Here is a 12,281-nt window from a genome sequence, read left to right on the forward strand (position 1 = left end):
GGGGCCGGCTCGGCAGCGGTGGACGGACCGGTCCGGGCACGTCCGGCGAGCCCCGCGGCCGTCAGAAGCCGCGGCCGCCGAAGACGCTGTACGCCCAGAGGCCCACCACACCGACCAGGCAGACCAGCACCATCCAGGAGCCCAGGCCCGTGTGGCGCGCCGGACGCTCCCGGCGCGCCCTGCTCTCCCGGGCGGGCTTCGCGGACCGGGGCGGTCGTGCGGCACGCGCCGGGCGTCCGGATCCCGCGGCGACCGGCCGGGTCTCGGCGGCCGTGACGTCGGCGAGCAGCCGGCGGCATATCGCGGCCAGCTCGGTCGTCCCTTGGGAGAGGTCGACGACGGTCTCCGACCGGGCCGGCGCCGTGGTGCCCCCGTCGAGCAGGCGCCCGGCACGCAGTCGCGCCTGGTCCTTCCCCCCGGTCGGGGCCAGGCTGATCCACCGTCCTACGTGCTCCCCCCGGATGACCACCCCGCCGCCCCGCTCGCGGTACACGGTGTGCTCCCGCCACAGGACTCCGGCCAACTCCGTGGCCGTGTCTCTGAGTTCCGCGTACATGCCCCTCCCCTGCCCACACCTCTGTTCGAACAAGCACGTGACTCTAGCGGCATGTACACGCCCTCCCGCGCGGCGGGGCGCCCCACACGCACGGGCGGCGTGCCCTACCCCTCCCGGTCGTAGACCGTGACCGCCGTCCCCCGCCCCACCAGCCGCTCCGTGATCAGCGGCTCGATCCGGGACCACTTCCCGCCCGCCAGCCCGCAGCCGATGCGCGGCATGTGCACCGAGGCGCCCAGCTCCAGCGCCCGGTCGGCGACCCGGCCGAGCGCCGTGTCGATCGCCTCGTACCGCACCGGCACGCCCGTGCTGCGGCCGGTGCGCATCCCCCGCTGTCCCACCATGTTGGCCACCCACAGATACGGCCCGACCTGGACGAACTGGACGGCGCCGAGCGCGAAGTCGTTGCCCGCCCGGTCGCGGTGCCAGCGGCGGTAGGCCGCCTCCGGTTCGGGCCACCGGCGCGACACCGCGCGCACGAACCCCTTGCCCCAGCCGCCCAGGTCGTTGCAGACATGGGCGATGATCTTGACGCCCTTCCCTTGCGGCGCGGTGGCGTCCCCCTGGATATACGTGATCCCCCTCATGGCACCACCGTACGGGCGGCCACCGACAACGCCCCAGCCCTTTTACAACACCGGTGAGACAGCAATACTGTTGCACTGACGGGGGACGGCACGGTACGAGACGGGAAGCGAGGCGCCTCAGATGGCCACCGAGAGCGAGGCGCCGCGGGGATCCGAGGGGCCGCAGCCGCCGACGTTCACCGTCGACGAGCTGGCCGCGCGGGCGGGGGTCACCGTGCGGACGGTGCGCTTCTACGGCACCAAGGGGCTGTTGCCGCCTCCGGTGATCGGTCCCCGGCGGGTGGGGCACTACGGCCCCGAGCACCTGTCCCGGCTGGCCCTGATCGAGGAGCTCCAGCGCCAGGGCATGACGCTGGCGGCCATCGAACGGTATCTGGAGCAGCTGCCGCCCGAGCTGAGCGCGCAGGACCTGGCGATCCACCGCGCCCTGGTGGCCTCCTGGGCGCCGGAGTCGGCCGAGGAGATCACCCGGCGCGACCTGGAGCGGCGGGCCGGCCGGCCGCTGACCGACCAGGACGTCGCGCGGCTCGCGGCGATGGGCGTCCTCGACCAGGGCCCCGATCCGGAGGTGTTCCGCCTCGACGGCACCCTGCTGCGGCTCGGGGTCGAGCTGCTGGACGTGCCCATCGCCCATGAGACGATCCTGGCCTCCCGCACCGTCCTGCTGGAGCACGCGCGAGCGGCGGCCCAGGAGTTGTCGCGGCTCTTCCGGGACGAGGTGTGGAACCCCTACCGGGAGCGGGCCTCGGACCCGGACCACCTGACGGCGATGAAGTCGCTCTCGGCGCACATGCAGCCGATGGTGGTCCAGGCCCTCGTCACCGCCTTCCAGCGCTCGCTGCGGGAGGAGTTGCGGGCCGCGTTCGGTCAGGCGGGGCAGGACTGAACACGGCCCGCGCGTCGTCGCGCGCCGTCACGCGTCGGTGAAGACCTCGCCCCGCTCCGCCTTCTCCACCAGCAGGGCCGGCGGCAGGAAGCGGTCGCCGTAGCGCCCGGCCAGTTCACGCGCGCGCGCCACGAAGCCGGCGAGGCCGCCTTCGTAACCGTTGATGTACTGCAGCACGCCACCGGTCCAGGCCGGGAAGCCGATGCCCATGATGGAGCCGATGTTGGCGTCGGCGACCGAGGTGAGGACGTTCTCCTCCAGGCAGCGCACCGAATCCAGCGCCTCGGAGAAGAGCATCCGCTCCTTCATGTCCTCGAACGGGACCGTCACGTCGGAGCGCGTGAAGTGCTCCCGCAGCCCCGGCCACAGCCCGGTCCGCTTGCCCTCCGCGTCGTACTCGTAGAAGCCCGCTCCGCCGCTGCGGCCCGTCCGCCCGAACTCGTCGACCATCCGGTCGATCACCGCGTCCGAGGGGTGCCCGGCCCACGTGCCGCCGGCCTCCTCGATCGCGCGGCGGGTCTCGTCGCGGATCTTTCGGGGCAGGGTGAGGGTCAGCTCGTCCATGAGGGAGAGGACCTTCGCCGGGTAGCCGGCCTGGGCGGCCGCCTGCTCGACGGAGACCGGATCGGCTCCCTCCCCGACCATCGCCACGCCCTCGTTGATGAACTGGCCGATCACCCGCGAGGTGAAGAAGCCGCGCGAGTCGTTGACGACGATCGGCGTCTTGTTGATCTGCCGTACCAGGTCGAAGGCCCGGGCCAGCGCCTCGTCGCCGGTGCGCTCGCCCTTGATGATCTCGACCAGCGGCATCTTGTCGACGGGCGAGAAGAAGTGCAGACCGATGAAGTCCTCCGGGCGGGTGACCCCTTCGGCGAGCACGGTGATCGGCAGCGTCGAGGTGTTGGAGCAGAGCAGCGCGTCCGGCTCGACGACGTCCTGGATCTCCTCGAACACCTTGTGCTTGAGGGCCGTGTCCTCGAAGACGGCCTCGATCACGGCGTCGCAGCCGCGCAGGTCGGCCGGGTCGGCGGTCGGGGTGATCCGGGCCAGCAGCTCGTCCGCCTGCGCCTGGGTCGTACGGCCCCGGGAGACGGCCTTGGCGCAGAGCTTCTCGGAGTACGCCCGCCCCTTGGCCGCCGCCTCGGCCGTGACGTCCTTGAGAACGACCTCGATGCCCGCGCGGGCGCAGGAGTACGCGATGCCGGCGCCCATCATGCCGGCGCCGAGGACGGCGACCCTGCGGACGGGGCGCGGCTCGACGCCCTGGGGGCGGTTGGCGCCGGAGTTGACCGCCTGCAGGTCGAAGAAGAACGCCTGGATCATGTTCTTCGCGGTCTGGCCGGTGACCAGCTCGGTGAAGTACCGGGCCTCGATGGTCAGGGCGGTCTCGAAGTCGACCTGGGAGCCCTCGACGGCGCAGGCGAGGATGTTGCGCGGAGCCGGGTAGGGGGCGCCGTTCAGCTGCTTCTTCAGGTTGGCGGGGAAGGCCGGCAGGTTGGCGGCGAAGCGCGGGTTCGACGGCGTCCCGCCGGGGATCTTGTAGCCCTTGACGTCCCACGGCTGCTGCGACTCGGGGTGCGCGTCGATGAAGGCGCGGGCCTGGGCCAGCATCTCCTCGGGAGTGGCGGCCACCGCGTGGATCAGGCCGTTCTCCAGGGCGCGCCGCGGTGAGTACTGGGTGCCCTGGAGGAGCACCTTCAGGAGGGCGTCGGCGATGCCCATGAGCCGTACGGTGCGGGTGACGCCGCCGCCGGCCGGGAGGAGGCCGAGGGTGACCTCGGGCAGGCCGATCTTGGACCCGGGGGCGTCGAGGGCGATGCGGTGGTGGGCGGAGAGGGCGATCTCGTAACCGCCGCCGAGGGCCGCGCCGTTGATGGCGGCGACGACCGGCTTGCCGATGGTCTCGATCCGCCGCAGGGAGCGCTTGATGGCCGTGCCGGTGTCGAAGGCCTGCTGGGCCTGCGCGGGCCCGACCTTCATCATGTCCTTGAGGTCGCAGCCGGCGAAGAAGGTCTTCTTGGCGGAGGTGTAGATGATGCCCCGGATGGACTCGCGCTCGGCCTCGACGCGGTCGGCGATCGCCGCGATGGAGTCCTTGAACGCCTGGTTCATGGTGTTCGCGGACTGGTTCGGGTCGTCGAGGACCAGGGTGACGACGCCGGTGTCGTCCTGCTCCCAGCGGATGGTGGTGCTCTCGTTCATTGGAGTGTCTCCGAAGGTGGGGAGGGAACGGACGGTCAGACGCGCTCGACGATCGTGGCGATGCCCATGCCGCCGCCCACGCAGAGGGTGGCCAGGCCGTAGCGCTTGTCCTGGCGCTCCAGCTCGTCGACGAGGGTGCCGAGGATCATCGCGCCGGTGGCGCCCAGCGGGTGACCGAGCGCGATCGCGCCGCCGTTGACGTTGACCTTGTCCAGGCTGACGCCCATGTCCTTGACGAAGCGGAGCACGACGCCGGCGAAGGCCTCGTTGATCTCGACCAGGTCGATGTCGTCCATCGTCAGGCCGGCCTTGGCGAGGGCCTTGCGGGTGGCGGGCGCCGGCCCGGTGAGCATGATGGTGGGCTCGGAGCCGGAGACGGCCGCGGCGACGATCCGGGCGCGCGGGGTCAGTCCGTACCGCTCGCCGACCTCCCGGGAGCCGATCGCGACGAGCGAGGCGCCGTCGACGATGCCGGAGGAGTTGCCGGCGTGGTGGACGTGGTCGATCCTCTCGACCCAGTGGTACTTCTGCAGCGCGACGGCGTCGAAGCCGCCCATGTCGCCGATGGCGGCGAACGACGGCTTGAGGGAGGCGAGCGAGTCGGCGGTGGTGCCGGGACGCATGTGCTCGTCGTGGTCGAGGACGACCAGGCCGTTGCGGTCCGTGACCGGGACCACGGAGCGGTCGAAGCGGCCGTCCTTCCAGGCGGCCGCGGCGCGCTCCTGGGACAGGGCCGCGTACTCGTCGACGTCGCGGCGCGAGAAGCCCTCGATGGTGGCGATGAGGTCGGCGCCGATGCCCTGCGGGACGAAGCCGGTCTCGTAGTTGGTCATCGGGTCGGCGAACCAGGCGCCGCCGTCGGAGGCCATCGGGACGCGCGACATGGACTCCACGCCACCGGCGAGGACGAGGTCCTCCCAGCCGGAGCGGACCTTCATCGCGGCCATGTTGACGGCTTCGAGCCCGGAGGCACAGAAGCGGTTCTCCTGGACCCCGGCGACGGTGTCGGGCAGCCCGGCGGCGATGGCCGCGACGCGGGCGATGTCCGAGCCCTGGTCGCCGACCGGGCCGACGACGCCGAGGACGATGTCGTCGATCGCGGCCGGGTCGAGGCCCGGGAAGCGACCGCGGAGCTCGTGGATCAGGCCGACCACCAGGTCGATCGGCTTGGTGCCGTGCAGGGCCCCGTTGGCCTTGCCGCGGCCGCGCGGGGTGCGGATCGCGTCGTACACGTACGCTTCGGTGCTCACGAGAAGCCTTTCAGGAGGGTGGACAGCGAGAGGGGATCCCGTCCGGGTCCCCGGCATGGGGGGGGAGGATCAGCCGAGCAGGGAACGGCCGATGATCTCCTTCATGATCTCGGTCGTGCCGCCGTAGATGGTCTGGATACGGCCGTCGGTGAACGCCCGGGCGACCGGGAACTCGGCCATGTAGCCGTACCCTCCGTGCAGTTGCAGACAGCGGTCGGCCACCCGCTTCTGCAGCTCGGTGGCCCACCACTTGGCCATGGAGGCGTGGACGGCGTCGAGTTCCCCGTTCGAGTGATCGACGATGCACCGGTCGAGGAACGTACGGGTGACGGCGCACTCGGTGGCCATCTCCGCGATCTCGAAGCGGATGTGCTGGAGCCTGGCCAGCGGGCGCCCGAAGGCCTCGCGCTCCTTGACGTACCGCGTGGTGATCTCCAGGAGGTGTTCGGCGGCGGCGATGCCGGCGACGGCGATGGCCATGCGCTCCTGGGCGAGGTTGGTCATGAGGTGGACGAAGGCGCCGTTGAGCTCCCCGAGGAGGTTCTCCCTGGGGACGCGGACGTCGTGGAAGAACAGCTCCGCCGTGTCCTGGGACTTCTGGCCGATCTTGTCGAGGTTCCGGCCGCGCTCGAAGCCCCGCGCGCCGCGTTCGACCACCAGGAGCGACAGCCCGTGGGCACCGCCCTCGGGCGTCGTCCGCGCGACGACGATCACCAGGTCGGCGAGGATGCCGTTGGAGATGAAGGTCTTGGATCCGTTGAGCACCCAGTGGTCGCCCCGGTCCTCGGCCGTGGTCCGGATGCCCTGGAGGTCCGAGCCCGCGCCCGGCTCGGTCATCGCGATGGCGGTGATCAGCTCGCCGGAGCAGAAGCCGGGGAGCCAGCGCCGCTTCTGCTCCTCGGTGGCGAGCGAGGTGAGGTACGGGCCGATGATGTCGTTGTGCAGGCCGAGGGCGATGCCGGGGGCGCCGGCGCGGGTGAACTCCTCGGCGAGGACGGCGCTGTAGCGGAAGTCGGGGTTGCCTCCGCCGCCGTACTCCTCGTCGACGGCGAGGCCGAGCAGACCCTGGCGCCCCGCGGCGCGCCAGGCGTCGCGCGAGACGATGCCGTCCTTCTCCCACTGCTCGTAGTGCGGCAGGACCTCCTTGGCGAGGAAGGTGCGCACGGTCTCGCGGAATGCCTCGTGGTCGGCGGTGTAGAGCTGGCGCTTCATGCCTGCGGCTCCTTGGGGGTGAGGGAGGGGACGTCCCAGTCGCGGGCGACCTCGTCGGTGTCGGCGCCGGGCAGGACGGGGCCGGAACGGACGGCGCCGGGGGTGCGGGAGAACCGGGGCGCGGGGGCCGGCTGGGTGAGGCCCTCGTGCTCCACGAAGGTCGAGCGGGCGGCGAGGTGCGGGTGGGCGGGGGCCTCGCGCAGCGAGAGGACCGGCGCCACGCAGGCGTCGGTCCCCGCGAAGACCGCGGTCCACTCGTCTCTCGTACGGGTGCGGAAGCGGTCCGCGACGGCGGTGCGCAGCTCGTCCCAGCGTCCGGGGTCCTGACGGGCGGGGGCGGTCTCCTCGATGCCGAGCAGGGTGACGAACTCGTCGTAGAACCGCTGCTCCAGGGCGCCGACGGCCATGTGGCCACCGTCGGAGGTCTCGTAGGTGCCGTAGAAGGGGCAGCCGCCGTCGAGCAGGTTGACTCCCCGGCGGTCCTGCCAGCCGCCGGCCGCCAGCATGCCGTGGATCATGGTCGCCAGGTGGGCCGCGCCGTCGACGATCGCCGCGTCGACGACCTGGCCCTCGCCGTGGGCGCGGGCGTGCTGGAGGGCGGCGAGGACGCCGACGACGAGGTAGAGCGAGCCGCCCGCGTAGTCGCCGACGAGGTTGGCGGGCACGGTGGGCGGGCCGTCCGGGTCGGGGCCGATCATGTGGAGCGTGCCGGTGAGGGCGATGTAGGCGAGGTCGTGGCCCGCGGTCGCGGCGAGCGGTCCGTCCTGGCCCCAGCCGGTCATCCGGCCGTACACGAGGCGGGGGTTGCGGGCGAGGCAGGCGTCGGGGCCGACGCCGAGGCGCTCGGCGACACCGGGCCGGTACCCCTCGATGAGGATGTCGGCCCTCTCGACCAGGTCGAGGACGGCCGTGGGCCCGTGCGGCACCTTGAGGTCGACGAGGACGGAGCGCTTGTTGCGGTTGGTGAGGTCGTACGCGGGGTCGATGCCGAGTCCGGCGCCCCCGGGGCGGTCCACCCGGACGACGTCGGCGCCGAGGTCGGCCAGGAGCATGGCCGCGAAGGGGCCCGGCCCGATGCCGGCCAGCTCGACCACGCGCACCCCGCGGAGCGGGCCCGTCCGGGCGTTCCGCGTCCCTGTCATCAAGCCCCCAGCTATGTGTGACACCAATGATGTAACACCGGAGATGCTAGGAACGTGTTCCACTTCGCACAAGACCCCGGGCCGAGCAAGCGCTTGGAAATTGCGCGGGGGCGGAGTTCCGCTAGGCTCCGCCGACGACACGCGCCCGGACGACGGCGCGGGCGACGGCGGAGGGGCTGGATGGAGACAGGGGCCGGCACGGGGCGGGACGCGGCGGCACGGCCGTACGACCTGGTCCTCTTCGGGGCGACCGGGTTCGTGGGCGAGCTCACCGCGGAGTATCTGGCGGAGCACGCGCCGGCCGGGTGCCGCTGGGCGCTGGCCGGTCGCGGCCGCTCCCGGCTGGAGGCCCTGCGGGACCGCCTGGCGGCCCGCTGGCCGCGGTGCGCGGACCTGCCGCTGGTCGTGGCGGACTCCACCGACCCGGAGGCGATGCGCGAACTCGCCGAGTCCACCAGGGTGGTGGCGACCACCGTCGGCCCCTACGTCTGGTACGGCGAGGCCCTGGTGGCCGCGTGCGCGGAGGCCGGCACCGACTGCGTGGACCTCACCGGCGAGGCGGAGTTCGTCGACCTGATGTACGTCCGGCACGACGCGCGGGCCCGGGAGACCGGAGCGCGGATCGTGCATGCCTGCGGCTTCGACTCCGTGCCGCACGACCTCGGCGTCTACTTCACCGTCCAGCGGCTCCCCCGGGACGTACCGCTGCGGATCGACGGCTTCGTGCGGGCGGGCGCCGTGTTCTCGGGCGGCACCTTCGCCTCGGCGCTCACGGCGATGGGGCGCGGCCGGGAGATCCTGCGGGCGGCGCACGAACGGCGGCTGCACGAGCCGAGGCTGGTGGGCCGGCGGGCCCGGGCACCGCTCGGCGGTCCGCGGTTCAGTCGGGAGACCGGCACCTGGGCGCTGCCGCTGCCGACGCTCGACCCCCAGGTGGTGGCCCGGTCGGCGGCGGCGCTGGAACGGTACGGCCCGGACTTCCGGTACCGCCACTACGCCTCCGTCAGGACCCTCCCCATGGCGATCGGCGGCGCGGCCGCGGTCGGCACGGGCGTGGCGGCGGCCCAGCTGGCTCCGGTACGGCGCTGGCTGATGGAGCGTTACGAGCCGGGTCAGGGGCCGAGCGCGGAGCGGCGCGCCCGGAGCTGGTTCTCCGTGCGGTTCGTCGGCGAGGGAGGCGGGCGACGGGCCTTCACGGAGGTCTCGGGCGGTGACCCGGGCTACGACGAGACGGCGAAGATGCTCGCCGAGTCGGCGCTCTGCCTGGCCTTCGACGACCTGCCGAAGACGTCCGGCCAGGTCACGACGGCGGTCGCGATGGGCGACGCGCTGATCGACCGGCTGCGGGCGGCGGGCATCCGTTTCCGGGTGGCGTACGAGGGCTGACGCGGGGATGTCGGGCGGGGTGCCCGGGCGGGACCTCCGGACACGGCCGAGGGCGGCACGGATCCGGGCGAGCGGCCTCAGTGACGGACGAGGCAGAAGGGGTGGCCGGCCGGGTCGGCGTAGACGCGCCAGCTCCGGTCCGGCTCGCCCTCGTCGAGCCGCCGGGCGCCCAGGGCGAGGACCGCGTGGTGCGCGGCCTCCAGGTCGTCGACCTCGACGTCGAGATGGAACTGCTGCTCGGGCGCGCCCCAGACCGGCGGCCGGTGATCGGCGACCCCCTGGAAGGCGAGGACGGGGGCGCCGGCGGCGTCGTGGAGGGTGGCCCAGGTGTCACCGCAGGCCCAGCGGGGATCGGGCCGGTCGACCTCGCCGCCGAGCAGCCGCTGGTAGAAGCGGGCCAGCTCCAGGACGTCGGTGCAGTCGAGGACGACGCACTGCAGCCTGCCGATCACGCCGACACCCAGGCGGCGACGGTGTAGATCATGGCGCAGACCCACGCGAGGGCGACGAGGCCGGCGACGGCCAGGAGCCGGGCGGGGAAGGCGGAGGGGTGCGGGGAAGGCGAAGTCATGAGCCCACTGTGCCGCCCATGATCGGGGACCCGCATCCGTACGGGTACTCAGTTCGCCCGCGGGTCACGGCTCCGTACGCGTACTCAGCCCCTCGCGCGCACGCGCCTCCCGCGGAGGAGGGCGCCGGCCCGCGCCGGTTCCGGCGCGGTGCCACCCCGGGACATGGGCGTCGTCACACCACCGTCCCGAGGGCCGTCTTCAGGGCACGGCGGCAGAGCGAGTCGGCGTGGCGGGTGGTCTCGGGGATGCGGTAGCGCGGGGCGAGGTGGAGCGCGTGCGCGCAGGCGGTCTCCAGGGAGACGCGGTGCCCGACGGAGACGAAGACCGGCTTGACGTCCTCCTGGGTGCGCAGGGCGCGGCCGACCTCCTCGTCGTCGCTGAGGAGGGCGCTGACGTCGCCGCGGGCGGGGCCCGGCTGGTCGTACGTGAAGGTGAAGGGGTTCTTGGCGACGCCGATCGACGGCAGCCCGGTCAGCACGCCGAGGTGGCTGGCGAGTCCGAATCGGCGCGGGTGGGCACGGCCGTAGCCGTCGCAGACGAGGAGACCGGGGGCCGCGGTGAGGGAGTGCAGCGCGGCCAGGACGGTGGGGATCTCCCGGAAGGCGAGCAGCCCCGGCACGTAGGGGAAGGAGACCCTTCCGACCGCCGTGGCCTCCTCCACGACGTCGAGGGTCCGGGCGTCGAGGACGACGGCGGCCGCGGCGACGAGGTCGCGCTCGTCGTCGTACGCCACGTCGAGCCCCGTGACGTGGCCCGTACCGGCCGGGGGCCCCGGCTCGTCGAGCACGAGCCGTTCCCGGAGCTCGCGCTGGACGGCCCGGGCGGTGGCCTCGTCGGCGGGCCACCCCGCGGGAATGTCGATGATCGTCATGATGACGCCACCCTACGGGGCCTCCACGCCCGCTGGCCGAACGTTTCTCCGCCGCCTTCCCTGGCCCGGGTAGCCTGCGGGCATGTTCGTTCTGGAATTGACCTACACCGCTCCCGTCGAGCGCGTCGACGCCCTGCTCGCGGCGCACATCGAGTGGCTCGACGCGCAGTACGCGGCCGGGGTGTTCATCGCCTCCGGCCGCAAGAACCCCCGCGACGGCGGGGTCATCCTCGCCGTGGGGGACGACCGCGCGCGGATCGAGAAGATCGCCGCGGCCGACCCCTTCACCGTCGAGGGCGTGTGCGCGTACCGGATCACGGAGTTCTACGCGACCAAGACGGCCGCCGCCCTCGCCCCGTACCGCGAGGAACCGCCCGCCTGAGCGGGCGCCGGGCCTGGGCGTGAGGCCGCCTTGCCGGTCCGGCCGGTCCGGTCCGGCGGGTCGGGGCGGTCCGGCGGGCCGGGGCGGGACCGGGTCCGGTGCGGGCCACGGCCGCCCTCAGCCGCCCCTCACCCCCTCCCGAGGCGCGCGATCCTGCCCTTCTCGCCCGACGCCCAGCACGCGCCGTCCCGCGTGCAGTCGACCGTGTCGAACGAGCCGGTGTCGACCGTCCGCCAGGTGCGTCCGCCGTCCGTCGTCAGATCGGTGCCGGTGGGGCCGACGGCGAGCGCGGCCGACCTGCTGTGCGGCAGCCAGGTGACGCCCGAGCGGTAGGCGGGCGGAGGCGCGGCGGCCTGCCGCCAGGTGCGGCCGGCGTCGCCGCTCACCGCCGCGGCCCGGGGGGAGGGCTGGTCCTTGCGGTAGTCCCCGCCGACCGCGAGCCCGTGGGTGCGGTCGCGGAACGCGAGCCCGAAGACACCTCGCGCCGGATCGCCCGCCGGGATCGTCGACTCGGCGACGGTCCAGGTCAGGCCGCGGTCGGCGGAGTGCAGCACCCGGGCCGTGGCCCCGCCTCCCGTCGCCAGCCACACGTCCCGTGGCCCGGACGAGACCAGGCACTGGCCGCTCGCCGCGAATCCCGCCTCTCCCGGCAGCGCCGCCGGCATGCCGGTGTCCGGGAGCACCGCCCAGGAGCGGCCGCCGTCGCGCGTCGACAGGATGCGGTACCTCCCGTCGACCGGGTCGCTCATGGCCAGACCGTGACGGCGGTCGAAGAACGTCATGCAGTCGTAGAAGGCCCGCGGATCGGTGTTGCGGAAGGACTCCCTCCAGCTCGCGCCGCCGTCCTCGGTGCGCAGGACGCGTGACGCCTCCCCCTCACCGATGGCCAGGACCACGGCCCGCCGGGCGTCGAACGCCTCCACGTCGCGGAACTCCAGCTCCGCCGCTCCCGCCGGCGACACGTCGCTCCAGGTGCGGCCGCCGTCCGTGGTCCGCAGCACCGTCCCCTTCGAGCCGGCGGCCCACGCCACGGTGCGGTCCACCGCCGCGAGCCCCCGGAAGCGGGCGTCCGTGCCGGTCGGCGTGAGCTGCCAGCCCGCGCCGGGGGCCGTGATCCCGGCCGCCCCGGTGCCCGTGGCCTGTGGGGCCGGCTCGGCCGCGGGGGTCGCCCCGGCGCGCGCCGGGGCCGCCAGCGCCAGGGCGAGCGCCATTCCGGTCAGCCCCACCGACATCGT

Annotated in this window: 13 protein-coding genes; 3 read left to right on the forward strand and 10 right to left on the reverse strand. The window is 73.5% G+C overall.

Annotated elements, in window-relative coordinates; all coding sequences use genetic code 11:
- Nucleotides 1-61 precede the first annotated feature (61 nt).
- Nucleotides 62-556 (reverse strand): hypothetical protein, encoded by a 495-nt coding sequence (locus AB0K65_RS06420; RefSeq protein WP_365714589.1) that lies wholly within the window; start codon nucleotides 554-556, stop codon nucleotides 62-64.
- A 104-nt stretch (nucleotides 557-660) separates the two neighbouring features.
- Complete coding sequence (locus AB0K65_RS06425) at nucleotides 661-1,143, reverse strand: macro domain-containing protein (RefSeq protein ID WP_365714590.1); 483 nt, start codon at nucleotides 1,141-1,143, stop codon at nucleotides 661-663.
- A 121-nt stretch (nucleotides 1,144-1,264) separates the two neighbouring features.
- On the opposite strand from AB0K65_RS06425, the gene AB0K65_RS06430 reads away from it, so the two are divergent.
- A complete protein-coding gene (locus tag AB0K65_RS06430; protein WP_365714591.1) occupies nucleotides 1,265-2,029 on the forward strand; it encodes a MerR family transcriptional regulator in 765 nt (254 codons plus the stop codon).
- Nucleotides 2,030-2,056: 27 nt separating this feature from the next.
- Here AB0K65_RS06430 and AB0K65_RS06435 read toward each other — a convergent pair whose 3' ends face one another.
- The 4 genes from AB0K65_RS06435 to AB0K65_RS06450 form a co-directional block, all read right to left on the reverse strand.
- Entirely contained in the window at nucleotides 2,057-4,231 is a 2,175-nt protein-coding gene (locus AB0K65_RS06435) for a 3-hydroxyacyl-CoA dehydrogenase NAD-binding domain-containing protein (protein WP_365714592.1), read from the reverse strand.
- Nucleotides 4,232-4,266: 35 nt separating this feature from the next.
- Nucleotides 4,267-5,481, reverse strand: a complete 1,215-nt coding sequence (locus tag AB0K65_RS06440) for an acetyl-CoA C-acetyltransferase (RefSeq protein WP_365714593.1) — start codon at nucleotides 5,479-5,481, stop codon at nucleotides 4,267-4,269.
- 69 nt (nucleotides 5,482-5,550) lie between these two features.
- Nucleotides 5,551-6,693: an acyl-CoA dehydrogenase family protein gene (locus tag AB0K65_RS06445; RefSeq protein WP_365714594.1), complete on the reverse strand. Its 1,143-nt coding sequence runs from the start codon at nucleotides 6,691-6,693 to the stop codon at nucleotides 5,551-5,553.
- A complete protein-coding gene (locus tag AB0K65_RS06450) occupies nucleotides 6,690-7,835 on the reverse strand; it encodes a CaiB/BaiF CoA-transferase family protein (protein WP_365714595.1) in 1,146 nt (381 codons plus the stop codon). The genes AB0K65_RS06445 and AB0K65_RS06450 overlap by 4 nt, the downstream gene beginning before the upstream one ends.
- Before the next feature lie 180 nt (nucleotides 7,836-8,015).
- Between AB0K65_RS06450 and AB0K65_RS06455 the strand changes: the two genes are divergently transcribed.
- Complete coding sequence (locus tag AB0K65_RS06455; protein ID WP_365714596.1) at nucleotides 8,016-9,221, forward strand: saccharopine dehydrogenase NADP-binding domain-containing protein; 1,206 nt, start codon at nucleotides 8,016-8,018, stop codon at nucleotides 9,219-9,221.
- Between the two features lie 77 nt (nucleotides 9,222-9,298).
- Here the strand turns inward: AB0K65_RS06455 and AB0K65_RS06460 are convergent, their stop codons facing one another.
- The 3 genes from AB0K65_RS06460 to AB0K65_RS06470 form a co-directional block, all read right to left on the reverse strand.
- Nucleotides 9,299-9,673, reverse strand: coding sequence for a VOC family protein (locus AB0K65_RS06460; RefSeq protein ID WP_365714597.1), 375 nt, complete (start codon nucleotides 9,671-9,673; stop codon nucleotides 9,299-9,301).
- Nucleotides 9,670-9,792, reverse strand: coding sequence for a hypothetical protein (locus AB0K65_RS06465; protein ID WP_365714598.1), 123 nt, complete (start codon nucleotides 9,790-9,792; stop codon nucleotides 9,670-9,672). The genes AB0K65_RS06460 and AB0K65_RS06465 overlap by 4 nt, the downstream gene beginning before the upstream one ends.
- 173 nt (nucleotides 9,793-9,965) lie before the next feature.
- The gene (locus AB0K65_RS06470) at nucleotides 9,966-10,664 is read right to left on the reverse strand and encodes an endonuclease V (protein ID WP_365714599.1); all 699 of its coding nucleotides are present in this window, start codon (nucleotides 10,662-10,664) and stop codon (nucleotides 9,966-9,968) included.
- An 82-nt stretch (nucleotides 10,665-10,746) separates the two neighbouring features.
- On the opposite strand from AB0K65_RS06470, the gene AB0K65_RS06475 reads away from it, so the two are divergent.
- Complete coding sequence (locus AB0K65_RS06475) at nucleotides 10,747-11,046, forward strand: YciI family protein (RefSeq protein WP_365714600.1); 300 nt, start codon at nucleotides 10,747-10,749, stop codon at nucleotides 11,044-11,046.
- A 128-nt stretch (nucleotides 11,047-11,174) separates the two neighbouring features.
- Here the strand turns inward: AB0K65_RS06475 and AB0K65_RS06480 are convergent, their stop codons facing one another.
- Nucleotides 11,175-12,278, reverse strand: a complete 1,104-nt coding sequence (locus AB0K65_RS06480) for an oxidoreductase (RefSeq protein WP_365714808.1) — start codon at nucleotides 12,276-12,278, stop codon at nucleotides 11,175-11,177.
- Nucleotides 12,279-12,281 lie beyond the last annotated feature (3 nt).

Source organism: Streptomyces sp. NPDC053755, from assembly GCF_040677675.1.
Classification (GTDB): domain Bacteria; phylum Actinomycetota; class Actinomycetes; order Streptomycetales; family Streptomycetaceae; genus Streptomyces.

Coding starts and splice junctions, on each gene's coding strand:
- AB0K65_RS06420 (WP_365714589.1), bottom strand. CDS start 556: ATGTACGCGGAACTCAGAGACACGGCCACGGAGTTGGCCGGAGTCCTG.
- AB0K65_RS06425 (WP_365714590.1), bottom strand. CDS start 1,143: ATGAGGGGGATCACGTATATCCAGGGGGACGCCACCGCGCCGCAAGGG.
- AB0K65_RS06430 (WP_365714591.1), top strand. CDS start 1,265: ATGGCCACCGAGAGCGAGGCGCCGCGGGGATCCGAGGGGCCGCAGCCG.
- AB0K65_RS06435 (WP_365714592.1), bottom strand. CDS start 4,231: ATGAACGAGAGCACCACCATCCGCTGGGAGCAGGACGACACCGGCGTC.
- AB0K65_RS06445 (WP_365714594.1), bottom strand. CDS start 6,693: ATGAAGCGCCAGCTCTACACCGCCGACCACGAGGCATTCCGCGAGACC.
- AB0K65_RS06450 (WP_365714595.1), bottom strand. CDS start 7,835: ATGACAGGGACGCGGAACGCCCGGACGGGCCCGCTCCGCGGGGTGCGC.
- AB0K65_RS06455 (WP_365714596.1), top strand. CDS start 8,016: ATGGAGACAGGGGCCGGCACGGGGCGGGACGCGGCGGCACGGCCGTAC.
- AB0K65_RS06465 (WP_365714598.1), bottom strand. CDS start 9,792: ATGACTTCGCCTTCCCCGCACCCCTCCGCCTTCCCCGCCCGGCTCCTG.
- AB0K65_RS06470 (WP_365714599.1), bottom strand. CDS start 10,664: ATGACGATCATCGACATTCCCGCGGGGTGGCCCGCCGACGAGGCCACC.
- AB0K65_RS06475 (WP_365714600.1), top strand. CDS start 10,747: ATGTTCGTTCTGGAATTGACCTACACCGCTCCCGTCGAGCGCGTCGAC.
- AB0K65_RS06480 (WP_365714808.1), bottom strand. CDS start 12,278: ATGTCGGTGGGGCTGACCGGAATGGCGCTCGCCCTGGCGCTGGCGGCC.